Source organism: Paraburkholderia sp. BR13444 (assembly GCF_040948755.1).
In the GTDB taxonomy this organism is placed as follows: Bacteria; Pseudomonadota; Gammaproteobacteria; order Burkholderiales; family Burkholderiaceae; genus Paraburkholderia; species Paraburkholderia youngii.
On sequence record NZ_JBFPKM010000009.1, the window covers coordinates 300,246 to 320,545 of the forward strand.

Genomic DNA, 20,300 nt, shown 5'->3' on the forward strand with positions numbered 1-20,300 from the left:
AACGGTAAAACGCCGCACAAGCGGCTCACGAAGGAGTAGCACAGATGCGGGCATCCCCGATTCAACCGACGGTCGATTTCAACGCCGACGGCGAACAGCATGGTTTCCTGAAGCTGCCTCATTCTCACGACGTCTCCGCGTGGGGCGCGGAGATGATCCCGATCACCGTGATCCGCAACGGCGAGGGGCCGACCGCGCTGCTAACGGGCGGCAATCACGGTGACGAATATGAAGGGCCGATCGCGCTGTCGAAGCTCGCCGCCACCTTGAAGGCGAGTGACGTACGCGGCCGCGTGATCATCGTGCCGTTCATGAACTTTCCGGCGTTTCGCGCGGGCACGCGCACGTCGCCGATCGATCGCGGCAATTTGAATCGCAGCTTTCCGGGCAAGCCAGACGGCACCGTGACCGAGAAGATCGCCGACTATTTTCAGCGCTATCTGCTGCCGCTCGCCGACTATGTGCTCGATCTGCACGCGGGCGGCCGCACGCTCGACTTCGTGCCGTTCGCCGCGATTCACGTGCTGCCCGATGCGACGCAGCAGGCGCGCTGCGAAGCGGCGATGCGCGCGTTCGGCGCGCCGTACTCGATGCGGATGCTCGAGCTAGATAGCGTCGGGCTTTACGACACGGCCGTCGAGGAAGCCGGCAAGGTGTTCGTGTCGACCGAGCTTGGCGGCGGCGGTACGGCAACGGTGCAGAGCGTGGCGATTACCGAGCGTGGTGTGCGCGGCTTTCTGCAGCATGCGGGGATCATCGAGCAGGACGAATCGAGCCGTAACGCACCACGCACGACCACGCTGCTCGATATGCCCGATGGCACCTGCTACACGACGAGCGAGCACGATGGCCTGCTCGAATTGTGCAAGGATCTCGGCGAGATGGTCGATAGCGGCGAGGTGATCGCGCGGGTTTACGATGCGAATCGCACCGGTGCCGCGCCGATCGAATATCGCGCGCGACGCGCGGGCATGCTCGCCGCGCGGCATTTCCCGGGGCTCGTGCGGATCGGCGATACGGTTGCGGTGGTCGCCGACGTGCTCGAACGTGGCATACCGGTAACGGTCTGAACGCGCGATGAAATTCGACCGCTACGATCTCGCGATTCTGCGTATTCTGGCGCGCGACGGACGCATCACGAAGTCGCGCCTCGCCGAAGAAATCAATCTGTCGATTTCGCCGGCATGGGAGCGCGTGAAGCGCCTCGAAGAAGAGGGCGTGATTCGCGGGTATCGCGCGGATATCGATTGGGTGCGCGCGTTCAAAGGCAGCCGCGTGGTGGTCGAGGTGACGCTAGCGCGTCATACCGCACCGGACATGCGGCGCTTCGAGGAGCGCATCGCGGCCGCGCCCGAAGTCGTGCAATGCCTCGCGACTGGCGGCGGCGTCGACTATGTGATGCACGTGCTGTCGCGCGACATCGACCACTATCAGCGCTTCATCGATACGTTGCTCACCGACGAATTGGGCATCGAGAAGTACTTCACCTATATCGTCACGAAGGTGGTGAAAAGCGGTGCCGAAGGACTGCCTGATTGGGCGGAACAATCGATTGGCGAGAACGGTTGAATGGCGCGATAAGTGCGGTCCAAATACGGTCAAAAGTCCCGCCCGAAAAAACATCATTCACGCGGCGAATTGCAGAAAAAACGCAGTCTTCCAACCGCGACAACAAAAAAATCCGCAGTGCCTGAGGACCTACAGTGATAGCAGAGACATCGCACACAGGAGGTCGTCATGTTGCTGGGTCATCCGGTCCTATTCAAATCGCTGTGCTACGTGGATGGACGCTGGGTCCATAGCGCGAGCGCCGCGAGCGTCGCAGTGCAGAATCCCGCGAATCAGGAAGTACTCGGCCATGTGCCGATGCTCGACGCGGCGCAGATCACCGCCGCAGTCGATGCCGCGCAGCGCGCGTTCGACACGTGGCGCTGGGTGCCGGTCGCCAAACGCTCGGCGCTGCTATTGCGCTGGCATGAACTGATCCTGCGTCATCAGCAGGATCTCGCTGCGATCCTGTCGCTCGAACAGGGCAAGCCGCTTGCCGAAGCGCGCGGCGAAATCGCGTATGGCGCAAGCTTCGTCGAATGGTTCGCGCATGAAGTGCGGCGCCTCAATGGGCGCACGATTCCGACGCATATCGATGGCGCGCATCTTGGCACGATGATCGAGCCGGTCGGCGTCGCCGCACTGATCACGCCGTGGAATTTCCCGTGCGCAATGCTCACGCGCAAGGCCGCTGCCGCGCTCGCCGCAGGTTGCACGGTAGTCGCCAAGCCCGCGCACGAGACGCCGTTCTCCGCACTCGCGCTCGCGCAACTCGCCGAAGAAGCCGGCTTTCCGGCAGGCGTGTTCAACGTGGTGCTCGGCGAGCCGCAAATGGCGATGGAAACGCTGGTTTCGGATAGCCGCGTGCGCTCGGTCAGCTTCACCGGATCGACGCGCGTCGGTGCGCTGGTGATGCAAACGGCCGCGCAGGCAGGCATCAAGAAGACCGCGCTCGAACTGGGCGGCAACGCGCCTTTCATCGTGACCGAAGATGCGGACCTCGCACAGGCCGTGCGCGTGGCGGTTGCTGCGAAGTTCCAGACCTCGGGCCAGGACTGCTGCGCGGCGAACCGGATCTTCGTCGCGCGTCCGTTGTATGAAGCATTCGTCGCGCAATACAGCGATGCCGTGAGGGCGTTGAAAGTGGGCAGTGCATTCGACCCGCACGTGGACGTGGGCCCGCTGATGCACCAGGCCGCGTTCGACTCGACCGTGCAGCGCGTCGCCGACGCGCGCGAGAAGGGCGCGCGCATCACGGTGGGCGGCTCGGCGCATGAGCGCGGCGGCTGGTTCTTCGAGCCGACCGTGGTGGCCGATGCTGCGCCCGGCATGCGCATCTATGACGAAGAGAACTTCGCGCCGATCTCGGCGGTCACGCCGTTCGATTCGCTCGACGAAGTGGTCGAACGCGCGAACGACACCGAGTACGGACTCGCCGCCTACGTCTGCGCGAAAGAGCTGAACACCGTGTTTCAACTGATCCGCCGACTCGACTTCGCGATGGTGTCCATCAACGGCGCGAAGTTCACCGGCGCGCCGATTCCGTTCGGCGGCATCAAGTCGTCGGGGCTTGGACGCGAAGGCGGCGTCGAAGGCTTCGAGCCGTTCGTCGAGACACGTTATTTCTGCCTTGGCCAGCTCGGCTTGCCGGTCAGCGACAGCGCCCCCGCTCGTGCCGCGGCACACGCGATGGCGACGGACGCAACGGCCTGAACCTACTGATTCATTCATCAAGACATCACACGAAGGAGCGACCCATGACTAAATTCGATCAACTGCTGAGCGCCGACCGCGCGCACTTCATGCATCCGTCGACGCACGCGCACGATCACGCGAGCGGCGCGCTGCCGGGCCGGATCGTGACCGGCGCGAAGGGCATCCGTATCGAGGACCATCAAGGCAAATCGTTTATCGATGCATTTGCCGGCCTTTACTGCGTGAACATCGGCTACGGCCGCACCGAAGTGGCAGAGGCGATTTACGAGCAGGCGAAGAAGCTCGCGTACTACCACACGTATGTCGGCCACTCGACCGATACGATCATCGAGCTGTCGTCGCGCATCATCGACTGGTCGCCGAAGGGCATGAAGAAGGTGTACTACGGCTTGTCGGGTTCGGATGCGAACGAAACGCAGATCAAGCTCGTCTGGTACTACAACAACGTGAAGGGCCGCCCGAACAAGAAGAAGATCATTTCGCGCGATCGTGGCTATCACGGCTCGGGTATCGTCACCGGTAGCCTCACGGGCTTGCCGAGCTTCCATCAGTTCTTCGATCTGCCGGTCGAGCGCGTCAAGCACACCGTGTGTCCGCACTGGTATCGCCGCGCGCCGGCGGGCATGAACGAAACGCAGTTCGTCGCGTACTGCGTCGACGAACTCGAAAAGCTGATCGCGCGCGAAGGCGCTGATACGATCGCGGCCTTCATCGGGGAACCGGTGATGGGCACGGGCGGCATCGTACCGCCGCCGGCCGGTTACTGGCCCGCGATCCAGCAGGTGCTGAAGAAGCACGACATTCTGCTGATCTGCGACGAGGTGGTGTGCGGCTTCGGCCGGCTTGGCTCCAAGATGGGCGCGCAGCACTACGGCATTCAGCCGGATCTGATCACCGTCGCGAAGGGTTTGACGAGTGCGTATGCGCCGCTGTCGGGCGTGATCGTCAGCGAGGGTGTGTGGGATGTGATCGATAAGGCATCGCAGGAATCGGGCGCGCTGGGGCATGGCTGGACCTATTCGGGCCATCCGATCTGCGCGGCCGCGGCGCTCGCCAACCTCGACATTCTGGAGCGCGAGAACCTGACGCAGAACGCGGCGCAAACCGGCGCTTATCTGCTCCAGCAATTGCATGCGGCGTTCGACTCGCATCCGCTCGTCGGCGAGGTGCGCGGCGAGGGCATGCTGGCCGCGCTGGAGTTCATGGCCGACAAGGATCTCCGCACGCCGTTCGATGCGGCGCTGAAGGTGGGGCCGCGTGTGTCGGCTGCCGCGATGCAGCGCGGACTGATCGCGCGGGCGATGCCGCATGGCGACATCCTTGGCTTTGCGCCGCCGTTGGTGACGTCGCGCAGTGATGTCGACGAGATCGTCAAGTTGACGCGCGAGGCGGTGGATGAGGTGGCGTCGCAGGTGTTTGCGCCGGCTGCTTCGCTTTGATGAACTGAGGTGTGAGAAAGCCCCGGCTGCTGGGATGTGGGTTGTGGTTGGGGCTTTCGTTTACTTCGGGCGGAATTGGTGTGAGGCGGTTCAATTTCGATAGAATCCAAGGTTTCGATGACCGATCGTGTTTCGCGCAGATCACCGCCCACGATTTCGTGCTGGTGTCTGTCGAGAAATCGGATCTTCGTGTCGATTGTCAACGTAACTGGGACGTCACCGTGGGAGCTATGCCACACGGCTTGAAATTTATACGGTCCCATCCGAGCACCGCCCATATGCGGCATTGTCGCGCTACCTATCCTGTCTCCCCATCCCGTATCTGTAACTGAAAAGTTTTCAGTTATGAACTGTTCAAATTGAGCGCGCGCCTTGAGCATTGGAACAATGTCGCCGTGAAAACTGACCGATCCATCCGCATGAGCGGTCGGAATCAATAGCGCTCCGACGAGCGTAGTCATATATCTTTGAGCACAGATCCTTTTATTCACGATTCAAGATCCAGAGGATCTGGACGAGCATGCCTTTAAATCTATGCCGTGCTTTAGTCCTCCAGGAACGGACTCCGGTTGCCCTCGTTCCGCAGGTCCTATCGTCACGCTATCGATATGCTCTTCAATGCGGACTGCCTTAAGCAAATTTCCATTGACCTTCCTGCCGCGCGAGTCGATAAAATCTATACGCGTGTTTATCGTCAGAACTACTGGTTTTGAACCTGAATTCCCGCGCCAGTTTGCCCACATCGAATAAGGCCCGATTCGGGAACCCCCTAAAGCTTTCGATTGAACGTCTCCAATTCGCGTTCCCATTGGATCGCTGACGATATCGAAGTTGCAGAGAACGAGTTCTTTTGAGTCTGCGTTCTGATTTAATAGCGGCATGATAGATGAATCGAAATCGACTGAGCCCGTACCATCTAGTGCGAAAGCAGTAAGCGGGAGACACGACAAGAGCGGAAGCAGTCGTTTCATTTCATAGCCCAGAAAATTTGACCCGGCGAGAGCCGACAGCGTTGTGACGATGCATTAGCACGCTCCTCCTCGGATGGCGGCGGCTTTGCGCCGCCTTGTCACTGACGGCTATAGGTACATGGACCCGCATCAGAACCGCTGGAAATTGTGCTTGCTCGGCAAGATGCTGCTTCGTAGCGACCGCTTCTCTGATTGAAGCGAAACTGGGTTGTGTAACACGTTATCGCCGTACAAGCCGTCTCTGCGATGTCTCGCATTCCACCATGCTCCACTTGCAAGATCTGAAAAACATCAGCGTTTCCTTCATGCAGGATGCGCCCGTTAGAAACAAGCCAGTGCTGGAATTGATGGGCGCCATAGAAAGGTGCGAAATACGGGTCCAAGGTGGGCCGCACGAATCGGATTTCCCGCCCCCTAAGGCTAATTGGGACGGTCTTCCATACGAGCCTTGCGCTTGGGTCCTTCGGTATCTCGCCCGCTTGTGCATAGCCAGTTAAATCCTGCGCTCGCTCTTCATGTTTCATCAATGCGCTTGCGAACGCATGAGTGACGTGATCCCATCCGCTCGTTGAGTCTTCAGTTCGATTCTCGAACAAGATTTCTGAGGCAACTGCATGGCCAGCCGTAAGGCCTGCGAGTAGTAGCGCGATAGCAGTATTTTTCATTTTGGTGTCCCACCGCCCGCAATAAACCAAGCCTTCAGAGTCGCAAAGTCATGAACCTGAAAGGACACCCATTCATGAGGCTTTAGCTTCTCAATGGCATGCTTAATGTTCCCGGCTATCACCGAGTCAATTACATTGTGGACGCGAACGTCTTCAACCGCGATTAGGTCCTGAGTGTGCGGGGAAAAATCGTCGAGACCCATCGCCTTCTTGCCATGTTCGGTCCACGCGGCTCTGTTAATCTGGTACAGACCGGCAGCGGTAGTGTGTCCATCTTTACCCGGCCCCGGGTGAGTTGATTCGTCGGTAAAGGTCCACGTCGTATTTCCCGGATACCACCCGTACTTCGCGTGATAGTCGCCGCCTTCAGATTTCCCAATCATATAGAGGAACGCCTTGACGTTGGCATCTTTGAAATATTCCTCGTTCTCTTCGAGGCGCGTCTTCTGCCGTGACGCAACGCGAACCTGTTTCGCGGCGCTGTCGGCGGTATTCGTCGTCGTTCTTCGCGCGGCATGGTTGAGATGCTTACCCGACGGGGAGGTTACGGTCTTAGGCATGTTTCGCTCCGTTGCAATAGATATTGATTTCTTCAGCCGAACTGGTCATGGAAAGACGGTGCGTATAGCCGCTCGCGTCGGTCATTCCATGTTCTATATCGCCGCTTGCCCGTTCGACGGCATATTCAACGTTGACTAAAGGCTTACCCGTGTGAGTGTCGAGAAGTTGGAATTGCTCGTTGTAGTTGATACGCCTGGTGACCGGGGAGCGTCCGCGACAATCACACGCCCATGCGTAACCTAGCGCTTTGGCCATGTCGTAACCGGTTGATAGCGAACGCAGCCGATCAAAGGGAAAGAACTCTCCGGTTTCTGCATTCATAGCCTGTGCCGACGGCATCGGCGGGAAGTTGGCGTAGATCGAATAGGTAATGCGACAAAGGTCACAAACCTCCTCGTCCGGCATCTTCTTTCCAGTGCCATCCTGATTCCGTTTCTCCATTGGATTCCTCATGAATTTCCAGGCGATGTCGGATACTTACCCATCGAAACGAACCACGTCAACAGCTTTAAATCGAGATAAGACTGTCTTGAAAAACATTGACGACGACTGCTACGCGCAAAAAAGAAAGCCCGCCATGAGGGGCGGGCTCGGAGGATGACAGTGTGCGGCTAGAGCTGCGAAGGGCCGTAATACATCGGCCAGTGTTTTAATCGCAATGAGAGTTAATGCGAAGCTTCGTCGCCGTAATGCCGATCCGGAATCACAACGATATTCCCCACGAAGCGCTTTTCCATAAACCGCGTCTGCGCCTCATGAAATTTCGACAGAGGATAAGTCGCTGCGAGAACCGGCCGAATCGTACCGCTCCGAATATAGTCGAGCACGCGTTTGAACGCGCCGCGCGTACCTTGCGACGATCCATTCAACTGCAACTGCTTCAGATACATCGTGCGCAAGTCGAGTTGCACGACCGGCCCAGCGATCGCGCCCGCGGTCGTGTATCGCCCCTCTGGCCGCAGCACGTTCAACAGCTTGCCGAACAGCGCCCCGCCAACCAGATCCGCAACCACATCGACGGGCCGGCCGCCGGTCATCCGTTCGACGTCCGCGATGAAATCGCCGCTGTCGCGCAGCATCACGCCTTGCGCGCCGAGCGCGAGCACCGCTTCTTCCTTGCCCTTGCTGACCACCGCATACGGAATTGCGCCGCGCGCGCGGCACAGCTGAATGATGGCCGAGCCGACGCCGCCGGACGCACCGGTAATCAGCACCGCTTCGCCGCGCTTGACGGCTGCGCGCTCGATCATCTGCTCGCCGGTGTGATAAGCGCACCAGAACGTCGCGAGCTCGGCGTCGGAATAGCTGCAGTCGACGCGATGCGCGTTTTCCGCGGGCACGGCCGTATATTCGGCGTACCCTCCGTCGCGGCCGTGGCCGATGTAGTCGATATCGGCGAGGCTATCGTCGTCGCGGTTGTAGATCGACGCGTCGACGATCACGCGCTCGCCGATCCGCGCATCGCTGACGCCGCGACCCACCGCGACCACGCGGCCGACGATATCCGCGCCCTGAATGCGCGGAAACGTCAGCGTCGAGCGGCCGCGTCGCCACGTCGAAACCGCTTGCGGGTCGTCGTCGGTGCCGTAGGCGCCCTCGCGGACCCACACGTCGGTATTGTTGAGACCGCACGCGGTCACATCGATCAGTATTTCGCCGGCCGCACAGGACGGCACCGGCACGTCGCCGCGATAGACCAGTTTGTCGAGGCCGCCGTGCCCGGTCAGCACGACGGCCTTCATCGTTTTCGGCAGCATGTTTCCCCTCGTGTTGAGACGGGCATCGTGCTCCGCGAGTCGATGCGGGCACGACGCCCGTGCGCTTACGGTTTGACGAACAGCTTGCGTGGCGTGCGGCAGAAGGTCTCGACACCGGTCCTGGTGATCAGGATGCTCTCGGTGATTTCGAGTCCCCAGTCGTCGAGCCACAGGCCCGGCATGAAGTGGAACGTCATGCCGGGTTCGAGGACGGTCTTGTCCCCAGGACGCAGGCTCATCGTGCGCTCGCCCCAGTCCGGCGGATAGCTCGCGCCGATCGGATAGCCGCAACGGCTGTTCTTCTCGATGCCGTATTTATGCAGCACCGCGAAAAACGCATTGGCGATGTCCTCGCAGGTATTGCCCGGTTTCGCCGCGGCAAGACCGGCCTCGATTCCTTCGACCACCGCGCGCTCGCCCTCGATGAAATGCTTCGGCGGCTTGCCCAGATACACGGTGCGCGACTGCGGGCAGTGATAGCGCTTGAAGCAGCCGGCGATTTCGAAGAACGTGCCGGCGTCCTTCGCGAACGGCGTGTCGTCCCAGGTCAGATGCGGCGCGGCCGCGTCGGCGCCGGTCGGCAGCAGCGGCACGATCGCCGGATAGTCGCCGCCATGACCGTCGATGCCGGTAATGCCTGCCGAGTAGATCTCCGCGACGAGGTCATTCTTGCGCATGCCCGGCTCGATTCGCTCGAGGATATGCGCGTGCATCTTCTCGACGATGCGCGCAGCCACGCGCATGTACTCGATCTCGCGTAGCGATTTGACCGCGCGTTGCCAATTGACGAGGCCGGTCGCGTCCTGCCATTTCGCGTCCGGCAGATGCGCGACGAGCGAGCGATAAGCGGCGGCGCTGAAATAGTAGTTGTCCATTTCGACGCCGATCTTCGCGTTGGCCCAGCCGCGCGCCGCGATCACGTCGCGCGCGAGATAGTCCATCGGATGCCGCGCGGTGGATTGCACATAGTGATCCGGATAGCCGACGATCTGATCGTGCTGCATGAAGACGGTGCGCTTTGCACCATTCGCGTCCTGACCGCGGCCGAACCAGACCGGCTCGCCATCGAGCGCGAGCAGCACGCACTGATGAACGTAAAACGACCAGCCGTCGTAGCCGGTGAGCCAGGCCATATTGGTCGGGTCCGACACGATCAATAGCTCGATGCCGGCCGCCTGCATGGCCTTGCGCGTCTTGGCAAGACGCGCGGCATATTCGTCGCGTTCGAACGGCAGGCGCACGACGGGCACCTCAATTCGCGATTCCTGTTGCGTCGTATCTGACATCTTCCCCTCTCTCTGAGCGTGACGTCGTTGCGGGAAGTGGCGCACGGTGCACGTGAATGCGGCGCCACGGGTATTTCTCGCCGCAGTCTAATGCCGCGAAAAAACGCCTCCGAATGTGCTAGTTCAATGTTGGTGACGTCATCGGAGCATGCTGTGGTCTTGTTGCAGTGCACCCTTGGGCCGCCTTCGCCGGCGTGGAAAAAAGAATTGTTCTAGAGCAATCCGGTTTGCAAATATGGCTGCGTATTCTGGTCCGCATCACTGGCATTTCCGGCGCCGCAGCCGCATTCCATTGACTCAAATCACGTACGACGAACGGGATCGAATCGATATGAACACTGCGCGAGTTACCGATCTATTGAGCGCTTCAGGCATCGCCCCGGCAAGTCTTTCCTCCGAATGCACGGCCACGCCCGCAGGCACTCAGGCGCGCCGCGAACAAAGCCCCGCGAATAGGCCATTGATCCGACTCGACCGGATCACGAAACGATATGGCGCGCTGACTGTGCTCGACGAACTATCGCTCGACGTGATGCCCGGCGAGAAACTGGCGCTGATCGGTCCGTCGGGATCGGGCAAGACGACGATCCTGCGCATTCTGATGACGCTCGAGACGATCGATGGCGGCCATATCGAGGTGGACGGCGAACAGCTGTTTCATATGCCGCGCGGCGGCCAGATGGTGCCCGCGAACGAAAGGCATCTGCAGAAGATGCGCGAGAAGATCGGCATGGTGTTTCAGCACTTCAATCTGTTTCCGCACAAGAGCGTGCTCGACAACGTGACGCTCGCGCCGATGCTGACGAAGGGCGAGAGCCGCGAGTCGGCGGAGAAACGCGCGCTAGAGCTGCTCGACATGGTCGGCATGGCCGACAAGGCGAAAAGCCGTCCCGCGCAACTGTCGGGCGGCCAGAAGCAGCGCGTGGCGATTGCGCGGGCGCTCGCGCTCGCGCCGCGAATCATGCTGTTCGACGAAGTGACGTCCGCGCTCGACCCCGAACTAGTCGAGGAAGTCCTGAACGTGATGCAGCGGCTCGCGCGCGAAACCGATATGACGATGCTGCTCGTCACGCACGAAATGGGCTTCGCGCACGATTTCGCCGACCGCGTGCTGTTCTTCGATCGCGGCAGGATCGTCGAGGAAGGCAAGCCCGAGGACATCTTCACTCATCCCGTGCATGAGCGGACCCAGACCTTCCTGCGCAAGATCCTCGCCGCGGGGCATCGAATCTGAGCCGAGCCGCAACAGATTGTTTTTCCATGCTGCACATCACCCACTACTACGTCATACCACTACGCCAAAGGAGCCAGAGATCATGAAGCTGAAGAGGATTCTGATTGCGGGAGGGTTGTCTCTGCTGACGCTCGCGAGCCTCGCATATGCCGCCGACGACAAGCTCACGCAGCTGCGCCAGCAAGGTTTCGCGCGCATCGCGATCGCGAACGAACCGCCGTTCACCGCAGTCGGCGCCGACGGCAAAGTGACGGGCGCGGCGCCCGATGTCGCGCGCGCGGGGTTCAAGAAGCTGGGCGTCAACGACGTCGTCGCGTCGGTCTCCGAGTATGGCGCGATGATTCCGGGCCTCGCGGCCGGGCGGCATGACGCGATTGCGGCGGGGCTGTTCATGACGCCGCAGCGTTGCGCGGCTGTCGCCTATTCGCAGCCGGTGCTGTGTGCGGTCGAAGCGTTCGCGGTCAAGAAAGGCAATACGAAGAGCATCAAGACGTACGAGGAAATCGCGAAAGATCCGAAAGCGGTGATCGGTGTGGAAGGCGGCACGACCGAGCAGAAGCTCGCGACCGCCGCGAATATTCCGACCGATCGCGTGATCATCGTGCCGGACGGGCAAAGCGGTCTGAAGATGCTGCAGGACGGCCGCATCGACGCATTCGCGTTGCCGCTTCTTTCGATCACCGATCTGCTTTCAAAGGCGAAAGACCCGAACCTCGATTCGATCGCGCCGGTGCAGAACACGCCGGTGCAATGCGACGGCGTCGCGTTCCGCAAGCAGGACACCGCGCTGCGCGATGCGTTCGATGTCGAGCTGAAGAAGATGAAGGATTCCGGCGAGTTCGCGAAGATCGTCGAGCCCTATGGCTTCTCGGCGAAGGCGGCGATGTCGGCGAGCCGCGAACAACTGTGCACGGCGAAGAACTGAGGCCGCGATAGCACGCCATGCGCGCGGCACGGTCGCGCGCATGGCCCCCGATACATTGCGCGCGAGGTGCGTCGATGAACCACTGGTCCGGTTATTTGGAGCTGATTTTGCAGGGGGCGCGGACAACCGTCGAACTGACGCTGATGGGCGCGGTACTCGCGCTCGTCATGGCGTTCGTCGCGGGGCTCGGGCGTCTGTCGCGCTTCTTCGTGGTGCGCGCGTTGGCCACGTCGTATATCGAGTTCTTTCGCGGCACGTCGATATTCGTGCAGCTGTTCTGGGCGTACTTCGTGTTGCCGATGGCCGGCCTCACGCTGACGCCGCTGCAGGCCGGCGTGCTCGCGCTTGGGCTTAACGTCGGCGCATACGGCGCCGAAGTGGTGCGCGGCGCGGTCGCCGCGATCGGCCACGAGCAGCGCAGCGCCTGCATTGCGTTGAATCTTTCCCGCTATCAGCGCATGCGGCACGTGATCCTTCCACAGGCCTTGCCGCTGATGCTGCCCACCTTCGGCAACAACGCGATCGAGCTGCTGAAGGGCACGGCCGTCGTGTCGTTGATTTCGCTCGGCGACATGACCTTCCAGGCGCAAGTGGTGCGCTCGCAAACCGGCAATACGTTGATCCCGTTCGCGACGATTCTCGCGCTGTACTTCGGCATGGCCTGTCTGATTTCGTTCGGTATGCGCAAGCTGGAAAGCCGGATGAGTTTCGGTCTCGACCGCATCAGGAGATAGACGTATGGAATGGGACTGGAGCTTCGTGCGCGAGATTCTGCCACTGCTGCTGCAAGGGTTGGAGATCACCGTGCTGGCTACCTTGCTGGGCGCGGTAGTGGCCGCCGTGGTCGGCATGGTGATCGCCATCTTGCGGCTCGCACCGAATCGCGTGGTGTCGCGCGGCACCTCGGCGATTGCGAGCTTTATTCGCGGCACGCCGCTGCTGGTGCAGCTGTATTTCGTGTTCTACGTGCTGCCCGACATCGGCATCCGGATGCCGGCGCTCGCGGCCGGTGTGCTCGCAATCGGCGTGCATTACGCGACATATGCGGCCGAGGTCTATCGTGCCGGCATCGAAAGCATTCCGCGCGGGCAATGGGAGGCCGCGAAGGCCTGCAATCTGAGCCCCGCGCAAACCTGGCAGCACGTGATCTTGCCCGAAGCGGTGCCGCCGATGGTGCCGGCGCTCGCCAATTACCTGATCTCGATGTTCAAGGAAACGCCTTTGCTGTCGGCGATCACGGTCCTCGAATTGATGAATCAGGCGAAGATCATCGCGAATACGAATTACCGCTATCTGGAGCCGATGACGCTGGTCGGCGTGCTGTTCCTGATCATCAGCCTGATCGCGGTGGCCTGTGTGCGCCTCCTTGAAAAGCGTTTTCCGGCTCCGGGACATTGAACGATGCAAATAACTATTCGGCAGTTCGAGCGCGCGCCGAATTTGATCGAACGCGCTTTCGAAAAACGTATCGGCCTCGTGATTCTCGCGACCGATCACACCACCGAGCCGGATTTCGCGGCACTCGTTGCGAGCGAGCGGATCGGCATCTACGTGAATCGCGTGCCGTATGCGAACCCGGTCACGCCCGACAATCTGCGCGCGATGCAACCGTCACTGACCGCGGGTGCGGCGCTGATCCTGCCCGACGAAACGCTCGACGTCGTGATGTATTCGTGCACGTCGGCATCCGTGATGATCGGTGATGCGCAGATCGAGCGCGCAATTCATGCAGCGAAGCCATCGGCCAGAGTGGTCACTCCAACGACTGCCGCCGTCGCTGCGCTCGACACGCTCGGCGCGCGGCGTATCAGCGTGCTGACGCCGTACACCGCCGAAACGAGTGGGCCAATGGCGGAGTACTTTGCTGCACAAGGTTTCGCGATCGATCGCTTCTCTTGCGTCGGTTTGACCGACGACCGGGAGATGGCACGGATTTCGCACGACGATATCGTCGCCTTTGCGCGCGAAGCGACGGCGCGGGACTCCGACGCGCTGTTTATCTCGTGCACCGCTGTGCGAGCCGCGCGGATCATCGCGCGAATCGAAGAGGCTACGGCCAAGCCGGTGGTCAGCAGCAATCTCGCGACCGCATGGATGTGTTTGCGGCTGTGCGGTGAGAACGACGCGAGGCCGGAGCACGGGCGTTTGATGACGCTGCCGTTGCTGATGCGCTGATACGAATGACGTTGGGCTTTCAGCCACTCAGTGGCTTGCGCCCGACGTTAGCCGTTCGATCATGTTGCGGATCGCGCGCATCTGAACGCCTTGCTGATCGGCGAAATGTCGGCCGGTATATCCCCACCAGTCCCAGCATCCGTTCGGGTTGGTTATTGGAATCGATACCGCCTGCGGATATAGCACGACGATCCGGTTGTTGTCCGCCCACTGCGTATAGCCGGCGTGCCGGACGAACGTGGTTCCGTAGGAGAGCCCGGTCGGTGAGCCGAGCGGGACATACGCCTGCCCCTGCCGGCAGCCGTGCAGCGCAACGTGCAGCCGGCACGGTGCTCCGGCATTGCATGTGCTCGGTACATACAGCCACCCGGTGGCGTCCATGCCCGTCCTGCGCAAAAAGCTCGCTGGCTGGCTGGCCGGTAGATAACGGCTCTGATCGAAGCGGATGAAGCGTCCCGGTGGCGTTGCCGCGGCAGGCGGCGCGAGCGGAGCAGGTCCGTAGATCCAGCCCAGTATCTGCTTCGCGCCATCGACATCGCACTTGCCGATGAAAGGCGATTCGCTTTTTGCGCAGGCCACGCCATAGTCGATGGTGGGCATCGTGTGGCCCGCATCGGCAATGCCGATTTGAGTCATGTTCTGTGCCGGCACGCCGAGTGCCGCATAGAACGCCTGCAACTGGGCGACGATGGGCGCAGGCACGCTCGCATCTTTCGCTCCCGATATCGTGACGATTCGTTGGCCCATGATCCTGGCGACATCGTCGATCAGGCGACTGGCCGAAAACGTCCTGGCCATCGAGACGAGCCGTGGCACATTGGTGCTGTCAGGCGAGACCCGGCAGGCGCTCGCCGGTCGGACGGTGCATGAGCACCGGGTGGTGGCGATCAGAAGGCTGTTTCGCGAGCAATAGTACGGACCGGCCGCAACGACGCCCACGCCCTTGATGATCGACGAGTACGCGACCGCCAGTTGCACCGCCATGAAACCTCCCGCCGAGAGGCCGGAGACAGAGGTCTGCGAGATATCGATGTTGAGCGCCGGCAATGGCGGATAGCTGGCCGCTTCGGCGTAACACCCTGCCGATGGCATCGACAAAGCGGTGATACATGTGCAGAGCGCTGCTTTCACCGGTTGGCCTCGCACTCGAATGCTTATCGGTAGAACGAACGACGGCTTGAAATTTTAAAGCGTGCATTGCACCCGAAACGTGTTGTTTTTCCCGATTGCGCACGACGCATCGCCGACGCACGCGTACGGATTACCGCATCCCGTGCGGGCTTTATGGAAAACCCCGATGCCTGCATCGTCCTAGAACATCGTTGCGGAAGCGTGCCGCCGGTATCTTGATTCGGGCGACGTTGCCTGTGTCGCATAGAGACATCCCAGGAGGAGACATGCATTACGCACATTCATGGACCGCGCAGAGCGCGCAACCGCAGGCGCAAGCGCGCAGCTTGCTGCGACGAGCGATCGCCGCATCGGCGCTCGGCAATGCGACCGAGTGGTTCGACTATGGTATCTACGCCTATGGCCTCAGTTACATTTCGGCCGCGTTGTTCCCCGGCAGCACTTCACAGGCTACGTTATTCGCACTCGCGACGTTCGCCATTTCGTTTCTCGTGCGTCCGTTAGGCGGCCTGTTCTGGGGGCCGCTCGGCGATCGACTCGGCCGCAAGCACGTGCTCGCTTTGACGATCATCCTGATGTCGGTCGCAACGCTGCTGGTCGGACTCGTGCCGACTTACGCAAGCATTGGCTGGTGGGCGCCGACGATCCTCGTCGTGCTGCGAATGATCCAGGGCTTTTCGACGGGTGGCGAATATGGCGGCGCGGCGACTTTCATGGCCGAATACGCGCCCGACAAGAAGCGCGGCTTTTGCGGCAGCTTCCTCGAATTCGCGACGCTGTCGGGCTTCTCGCTCGGCGCGTTTCTGATGCTCGGCTGCTCGGTCGCGCTCGGCAACACGGCGATGCATGCATGGGGATGGCGTTTGCCGTTTCTGATTGCGGCGCCGCTCGGCCTGATCGGCTTCTATCTGCGCTCCAAGCTCGAAGACACGCCGGTCTTTCGCGAGCTCGAAGAAACGATGCATAAGGAGCAGCATAGCTGCGTCACGCTGAAGGCATTGCTGAGCGACTATTGGCGACCGCTGATCCAGCTCGGCGGACTCGTGGTTGCTTTGAATGTCGTCAACTACGTGCTGCTCGCCTATATGCCGACCTTCATGCAGAAGCAGCTTGGCATGAGCGACAACATGTCCCTGCTCGTGCCGCTGATCGGCATGCTCGCGATGATGGTGTTCCTGCCGTTTGCGGGCACGTTCTCGGATCGCGTCGGACGCAAGAACGTGTGGTGGTTTTCGTTGGTCGGCCTGTTCGTCGCGGCGATTCCGATGTTCCTGCTGATGAAGCTCAGCGTGACCGGTGCGTTCATCGGCTTTGCGGTGCTCGGGCTGTTGTACGTGCCGCAATTGGCCAGCATCTCGGCGATGTTCCCCGCGATGTTCCCGACCCAGGTCCGGTACGCGGGGATGGCGATCGCGTATAACGTGTCGACGTCGATTTTCGGCGGCACTGCGCCGATGGCGAACGAATGGCTGGTCGCGCATACGGGCAATGCGCTGGTGCCCGCTTACTACATGATGGCGGCCTGCGTCGTTGGTGCGATTGCGCTGGTCTTCGTGCCTGAAACGCGCGGGTGTTCGTTGCGCGGGCAAGGCATTCCGGGGAAGCAGGAAGTGGTTGGTTGAGGTGACATGGCGTGGCCGAGCGCATATCGATGCGGTTCGGCCGCGCGTGTTCGATTGAGTGTTTATTCCAGCTGGCTTTCCGCGAGCCTCGACTTCAGCAGTTCATATTTCTCCCGCGACGTGTGATTACGACTTCGTGCCGCTCAGTATCGCGAGGCTCGGGCAGTAATGTGTCGCGCTCAAATACGCGGCCTGCTGCGAACGCACGCCTGCACTGTTCGACGTCGGCGGATCGATGAACACCTGCGCGTTGTTCGATCCCGCCGGTGCGGTCAGCGTCATCGTCACTTTCCACCAGTTGCCGGCTTTCACCGCGCTCAGCGCCGTTGCTTGTCCCGCGCCCCACGTGCCGCGCACGATCGCGCCGGTGTTCGTGTTCAGCACCCAGCCGAACTCGGTGCCGTTCGGGTCGTCGGTCTGGATCGAGCCGCCGGGGAATACCGTTGCGTTGGTGGTGGCGAGCACATAGTCGGTGAACGTGTACGACTGGCCGCCCTGTACCCGGATCACTTCGTGGATATTCGACACGGACGAACCATTCGTGCTCGTGACCGTCGCGGCGCCAAGATTGACGCCGGAGATGTCGGTGGCGGGCACGGCGGTGCCGCCGTTCGACTGGAACCACGCATCCGGCGTCGCGAGACTGAGCGGCGAATTGATCAGGTTGTTCGCGTAGCAGGCCGACGCGGCCGCGTCGGCCGGCGGTCCGTAGAAGCTTGCGATGCTCGACTGGATCGCGTTGTCGGTCGTATCGGACGTTGCCTTGGTGATGATCGCGCCTTCGAAGAACTGGATCGGCGCGGCGCTGCCGTCGCCGCCTTCGCCGAGCGACAGACCGCCTTGCCATTGGCCGTTGAATGCGTGACCGGCATCGTTGCCGAAGATCAGCGCTTCAGGCGGCGCCTGATCGTACAGCGCTGTCAACACGCTTTGCGAAGCGGAACCGCCTTTGACCGCAAATAGATTCAACGCGTTGACCGGCGAGTACTTCGACAGCACCGTGACGAACTTCTCTGTCGCCGGCTGCTGCGGGCCATACAGATAGACGCCGGCTTCGGCATCCACACCCGGCCAGTTTGTATCGAGTGCATTGCACACCGGGTCCTTCACGTTCGACGGCTGAATCGAGTCGCCGTCGCAATAGCCGAATACGGCCGCGTTGCCGTTCGAGAACGCGAGCGCGAACATTTCGCCTTCGATTTCGCCGTGCGCATAGGTGCTCGGATTCGCGCTGCTTTCCATGTTGCCGTAGGTGCCGCAGCAGGTCGACGATTGGCTGTAGTGCGCGCCAGCGACCATGTACTCGGCGATTTCGCTATCGCCGATCGACTGGTTCACCGTGCCGAAGCGTTTGCGGTAGGCCTGCCCGGCGAGCGTGCCGAGAGCCGCGATCTGGACACCGTTCGTCGTGACGAACCCGAGCCTGGCCGGCGTGCCGGGCAGCGCTGGCAAGTCGTTGCCGATCGTCAATTGCTGCGTCGGCGTCTGTGCGGTCAACGCGGTCGGCGGCTGAAGCAGTTGCACGGTCAGGGTGCCGGAGGTGCCGGGCAGCGTGATCGTCGCGAAGCCGTTGAGCACCGGTACCGTGGTCGTTTTGCTGCCGTTCTGGACGCTTAGCGATTCGGTGCCGTCCTGGTTCAGCGTCAGCGTCGCGGGGACATTACCGAACGCGCCGTTCTTCAGCGGCGCGACCAGATCGATCTGGTCGTAGATGTAGGTAACCGAACAGGTCGTGTTGTTGCAGAAGGATTGCGCGCTCTGCACATTCGCCGAGCCGACCAGCGAGCGGTCGCCGCCCTTCAGCGTGCTGTTGGTGTACGGATAGATGTCGAGCGTCGTGTTGTCGGACGCGCGTTGAATCTGAAACAGCGGGCCCGTGTAGTTCTTCGTCAGAAGCCGGGTCACGCTGTGCGCGGCGGAGCAGGGCGTGTTGGCGGTCGCGGCGGCGTCGCAGGGCAGCGGCGGAGTGGTCGAGTTGTTGTTGTTGTTCGCCGATGCGTTCGAATTCGATTGCGGTGCGTTGCTGGATACCGCGGCGTTCGAGATGGCCGCGTTCGCCACCGGCGATGTCGATACGCCGCTATTGTCGCCATTACACGCGGCGAGTCCGACGACCATCGCCAGCCAGGCCGCCACTAATCTTATTCTTCTGGACATCATGACCTCCTCTTGTTTGAACCGCTGATCGATTGGAAATACTTATTGTTGGTTGCTCCGCAAGACGGCCGCTGGGGGCTGGCGGCTAACGCCGGCCGGTAATAATATTAATCAACAATATCGATTTTCCGGCATGGGGTAATCCCGTATCCGAGCCGTAGGAGGATGAAAATAATCAAGCTGTATGCGGGTAAGCATTCCGCATACATGCGGGGGCTTTACGGAATTATTACTAATATTTTGGTCGGTGCGACACACGCGGCATGCTGCCGCGATGACGTGATTGCGAGCGCCGTGGCGAATCAGGCGCGACACCGTGAAGCGAGAGGGAATAGAAATGAAAGTGACGCGCGGCGAATCAGAGCTTCAACCGCGCATGGCTTGCGCCGATGTACTTCAACGCAATTCAACCACCGGACAGAATCGTGTCCTCGATTTCATAGCGTTCGTTGCCGACCGAAATCAGATTGATGCCGGCATGTTTGCTCGTAAGCGTGTCGCCGGGCGTCGGCTGATCGTTCGCGGACGCAGCCGTGCCCATCACACGGCCGTTGACGGCGAAGAAAATGGCTCGCGTCGTGCCGTCCGGCCAATACACCACGACCGTTGTCGATCGATCGCTGTGATGCACGACGCCGAACTTGCACATCGTTCTGATCTGTCCGTTGCCGCGCTCGCATGGCAGTGTGCCGCTCGCGCTGAGCGGCGATTCCTTCACGGGCGCGTGACCATTCTGCGAACTGGTCTGAGCGGCTTCCGTCGAAATGGAAATCAGCGTCACGCCATCCGCTTCGCCGACCACGCGCGCGCGCCGCTGGTGCTCGGCGATCGCGCGCACGGCGCCGCTGTCGCGCGGACCTGGGCAACCGACCAGCATCGCCATATGGTCGAGATAGTTCGCGGTCGCGGCCGACTCGCCGAGCCGCCGGCAGACATCGCCCGGGTGCGGATAGCCATTGCCGAGCACGACGAACGAGGCGGGCCATTTGAACGGCTTCTCCGTGCCAGCGGCCTGCGCGGAAGTCGAGGCGCCGCCGCTACCGAAAGCCATCGCCGCCATCGCGGCATACAGCGCCAAAGCGAAAGACCGGGTTGCGCGTCGCATCGATGTTC

The 20,300-nt window shown here is 61.2% G+C and carries 18 protein-coding genes; 11 read left to right on the forward strand and 7 right to left on the reverse strand.

From position 1 onward, the window contains the following. Nucleotides 1–44 precede the first annotated feature (44 nt). The 4 genes from doeB to AB3X95_RS25420 all read left to right on the forward strand — a co-directional run bounded on the left by doeB (nt 45) and on the right by AB3X95_RS25420 (nt 4,703). The gene (doeB, locus tag AB3X95_RS25405; protein ID WP_176121026.1) at nt 45–1,070 is read left to right on the forward strand and encodes a N(2)-acetyl-L-2,4-diaminobutanoate deacetylase DoeB; all 1,026 of its coding nucleotides are present in this window, start codon (nt 45–47) and stop codon (nt 1,068–1,070) included. A 7-nt stretch (nt 1,071–1,077) separates the two neighbouring features. Next, complete coding sequence (locus tag AB3X95_RS25410) at nt 1,078–1,569, forward strand: Lrp/AsnC family transcriptional regulator (RefSeq protein ID WP_013092605.1); 492 nt, start codon at nt 1,078–1,080, stop codon at nt 1,567–1,569. Nucleotides 1,570–1,737: 168 nt separating this feature from the next. Continuing rightward, the gene (locus AB3X95_RS25415) at nt 1,738–3,261 is read left to right on the forward strand and encodes an NAD-dependent succinate-semialdehyde dehydrogenase (RefSeq protein WP_368622861.1); all 1,524 of its coding nucleotides are present in this window, start codon (nt 1,738–1,740) and stop codon (nt 3,259–3,261) included. A gap of 44 nt (nt 3,262–3,305) precedes the next feature. Continuing rightward, nucleotides 3,306–4,703 (forward strand): aspartate aminotransferase family protein, encoded by a 1,398-nt coding sequence (locus AB3X95_RS25420; protein WP_176121028.1) that lies wholly within the window; start codon nt 3,306–3,308, stop codon nt 4,701–4,703. 1,632 nt (nt 4,704–6,335) lie between these two features. Here the strand turns inward: AB3X95_RS25420 and AB3X95_RS25425 are convergent. The 4 genes from AB3X95_RS25425 to doeA all read right to left on the reverse strand — a co-directional run bounded on the left by AB3X95_RS25425 (nt 6,336) and on the right by doeA (nt 9,943). Further along, nucleotides 6,336–6,899 (reverse strand): paar repeat-containing protein, encoded by a 564-nt coding sequence (locus AB3X95_RS25425; protein ID WP_176121030.1) that lies wholly within the window; start codon nt 6,897–6,899, stop codon nt 6,336–6,338. Continuing rightward, the gene (locus AB3X95_RS25430) at nt 6,892–7,341 is read right to left on the reverse strand and encodes a hypothetical protein (protein WP_176121031.1); all 450 of its coding nucleotides are present in this window, start codon (nt 7,339–7,341) and stop codon (nt 6,892–6,894) included. Before AB3X95_RS25430 ends, AB3X95_RS25425 begins: the two co-directional genes overlap by 8 nt. Before the next feature lie 224 nt (nt 7,342–7,565). After that, nucleotides 7,566–8,657 (reverse strand): alcohol dehydrogenase family protein, encoded by a 1,092-nt coding sequence (locus AB3X95_RS25435; RefSeq protein WP_368622862.1) that lies wholly within the window; start codon nt 8,655–8,657, stop codon nt 7,566–7,568. 65 nt (nt 8,658–8,722) lie between these two features. Further along, the gene (gene doeA, locus AB3X95_RS25440) at nt 8,723–9,943 is read right to left on the reverse strand and encodes an ectoine hydrolase DoeA (RefSeq protein ID WP_176366326.1); all 1,221 of its coding nucleotides are present in this window, start codon (nt 9,941–9,943) and stop codon (nt 8,723–8,725) included. Nucleotides 9,944–10,274: 331 nt separating this feature from the next. Here doeA and ehuA point away from each other — a divergent pair, with 331 nt between their 5' ends. The 5 genes from ehuA to eutA all read left to right on the forward strand — a co-directional run bounded on the left by ehuA (nt 10,275) and on the right by eutA (nt 14,277). Further along, nucleotides 10,275–11,177 (forward strand): ectoine/hydroxyectoine ABC transporter ATP-binding protein EhuA, encoded by a 903-nt coding sequence (gene ehuA, locus AB3X95_RS25445; protein WP_303246644.1) that lies wholly within the window; start codon nt 10,275–10,277, stop codon nt 11,175–11,177. A gap of 82 nt (nt 11,178–11,259) precedes the next feature. Beyond that, entirely contained in the window at nt 11,260–12,102 is an 843-nt protein-coding gene (ehuB, locus tag AB3X95_RS25450; protein WP_176121034.1) for an ectoine/hydroxyectoine ABC transporter substrate-binding protein EhuB, read from the forward strand. Nucleotides 12,103–12,176: 74 nt separating this feature from the next. Beyond that, on the forward strand, nt 12,177–12,836 hold the full coding sequence (ehuC, locus tag AB3X95_RS25455) for an ectoine/hydroxyectoine ABC transporter permease subunit EhuC (protein WP_013092595.1): 660 nt from the start codon (nt 12,177–12,179) through the stop codon (nt 12,834–12,836). 4 nt (nt 12,837–12,840) lie between these two features. Continuing rightward, the gene (gene ehuD / locus AB3X95_RS25460) at nt 12,841–13,500 is read left to right on the forward strand and encodes an ectoine/hydroxyectoine ABC transporter permease subunit EhuD (RefSeq protein WP_368622863.1); all 660 of its coding nucleotides are present in this window, start codon (nt 12,841–12,843) and stop codon (nt 13,498–13,500) included. A 3-nt stretch (nt 13,501–13,503) separates the two neighbouring features. Then, nucleotides 13,504–14,277 carry an ectoine utilization protein EutA gene (gene eutA / locus AB3X95_RS25465; RefSeq protein WP_368622864.1) on the forward strand — a complete coding sequence of 258 codons (774 nt, stop codon included), beginning with the start codon at nt 13,504–13,506 and terminating at the stop codon, nt 14,275–14,277. Between the two features lie 27 nt (nt 14,278–14,304). Here the strand turns inward: eutA and AB3X95_RS25470 are convergent, their stop codons facing one another. Continuing rightward, nucleotides 14,305–15,408, reverse strand: a complete 1,104-nt coding sequence (locus AB3X95_RS25470; protein ID WP_368622865.1) for a poly(3-hydroxybutyrate) depolymerase — start codon at nt 15,406–15,408, stop codon at nt 14,305–14,307. A gap of 266 nt (nt 15,409–15,674) precedes the next feature. On the opposite strand from AB3X95_RS25470, the gene AB3X95_RS25475 reads away from it, so the two are divergent. Next, nucleotides 15,675–17,030 (forward strand): MFS transporter, encoded by a 1,356-nt coding sequence (locus tag AB3X95_RS25475; RefSeq protein ID WP_176121037.1) that lies wholly within the window; start codon nt 15,675–15,677, stop codon nt 17,028–17,030. A 126-nt stretch (nt 17,031–17,156) separates the two neighbouring features. On the opposite strand, the gene AB3X95_RS25480 is transcribed toward AB3X95_RS25475, so the two are convergent. Further along, nucleotides 17,157–18,935, reverse strand: a complete 1,779-nt coding sequence (locus tag AB3X95_RS25480) for an arabinofuranosidase catalytic domain-containing protein (protein ID WP_368622866.1) — start codon at nt 18,933–18,935, stop codon at nt 17,157–17,159. A 22-nt stretch (nt 18,936–18,957) separates the two neighbouring features. Between AB3X95_RS25480 and AB3X95_RS25485 the strand changes: the two genes are divergently transcribed. Beyond that, complete coding sequence (locus AB3X95_RS25485; RefSeq protein ID WP_368622867.1) at nt 18,958–19,215, forward strand: hypothetical protein; 258 nt, start codon at nt 18,958–18,960, stop codon at nt 19,213–19,215. Between the two features lie 378 nt (nt 19,216–19,593). On the opposite strand, the gene AB3X95_RS25490 is transcribed toward AB3X95_RS25485, so the two are convergent. Beyond that, nucleotides 19,594–20,292 carry a hypothetical protein gene (locus tag AB3X95_RS25490; protein WP_184225302.1) on the reverse strand — a complete coding sequence of 233 codons (699 nt, stop codon included), beginning with the start codon at nt 20,290–20,292 and terminating at the stop codon, nt 19,594–19,596. Between the last annotated feature and the right edge of the window lie 8 nt (nt 20,293–20,300).

Coding starts and splice junctions, on each gene's coding strand:
- doeB (WP_176121026.1), top strand. CDS start 45: ATGCGGGCATCCCCGATTCAACCGACGGTCGATTTCAACGCCGACGGC.
- AB3X95_RS25410 (WP_013092605.1), top strand. CDS start 1,078: ATGAAATTCGACCGCTACGATCTCGCGATTCTGCGTATTCTGGCGCGC.
- AB3X95_RS25415 (WP_368622861.1), top strand. CDS start 1,738: ATGTTGCTGGGTCATCCGGTCCTATTCAAATCGCTGTGCTACGTGGAT.
- AB3X95_RS25420 (WP_176121028.1), top strand. CDS start 3,306: ATGACTAAATTCGATCAACTGCTGAGCGCCGACCGCGCGCACTTCATG.
- AB3X95_RS25425 (WP_176121030.1), bottom strand. CDS start 6,899: ATGCCTAAGACCGTAACCTCCCCGTCGGGTAAGCATCTCAACCATGCC.
- AB3X95_RS25430 (WP_176121031.1), bottom strand. CDS start 7,341: ATGGAGAAACGGAATCAGGATGGCACTGGAAAGAAGATGCCGGACGAG.
- AB3X95_RS25435 (WP_368622862.1), bottom strand. CDS start 8,657: ATGCTGCCGAAAACGATGAAGGCCGTCGTGCTGACCGGGCACGGCGGC.
- doeA (WP_176366326.1), bottom strand. CDS start 9,943: ATGTCAGATACGACGCAACAGGAATCGCGAATTGAGGTGCCCGTCGTG.
- ehuA (WP_303246644.1), top strand. CDS start 10,275: ATGAACACTGCGCGAGTTACCGATCTATTGAGCGCTTCAGGCATCGCC.
- ehuB (WP_176121034.1), top strand. CDS start 11,260: ATGAAGCTGAAGAGGATTCTGATTGCGGGAGGGTTGTCTCTGCTGACG.
- ehuC (WP_013092595.1), top strand. CDS start 12,177: ATGAACCACTGGTCCGGTTATTTGGAGCTGATTTTGCAGGGGGCGCGG.
- ehuD (WP_368622863.1), top strand. CDS start 12,841: ATGGAATGGGACTGGAGCTTCGTGCGCGAGATTCTGCCACTGCTGCTG.
- eutA (WP_368622864.1), top strand. CDS start 13,504: ATGCAAATAACTATTCGGCAGTTCGAGCGCGCGCCGAATTTGATCGAA.
- AB3X95_RS25475 (WP_176121037.1), top strand. CDS start 15,675: ATGCATTACGCACATTCATGGACCGCGCAGAGCGCGCAACCGCAGGCG.
- AB3X95_RS25490 (WP_184225302.1), bottom strand. CDS start 20,292: ATGCGACGCGCAACCCGGTCTTTCGCTTTGGCGCTGTATGCCGCGATG.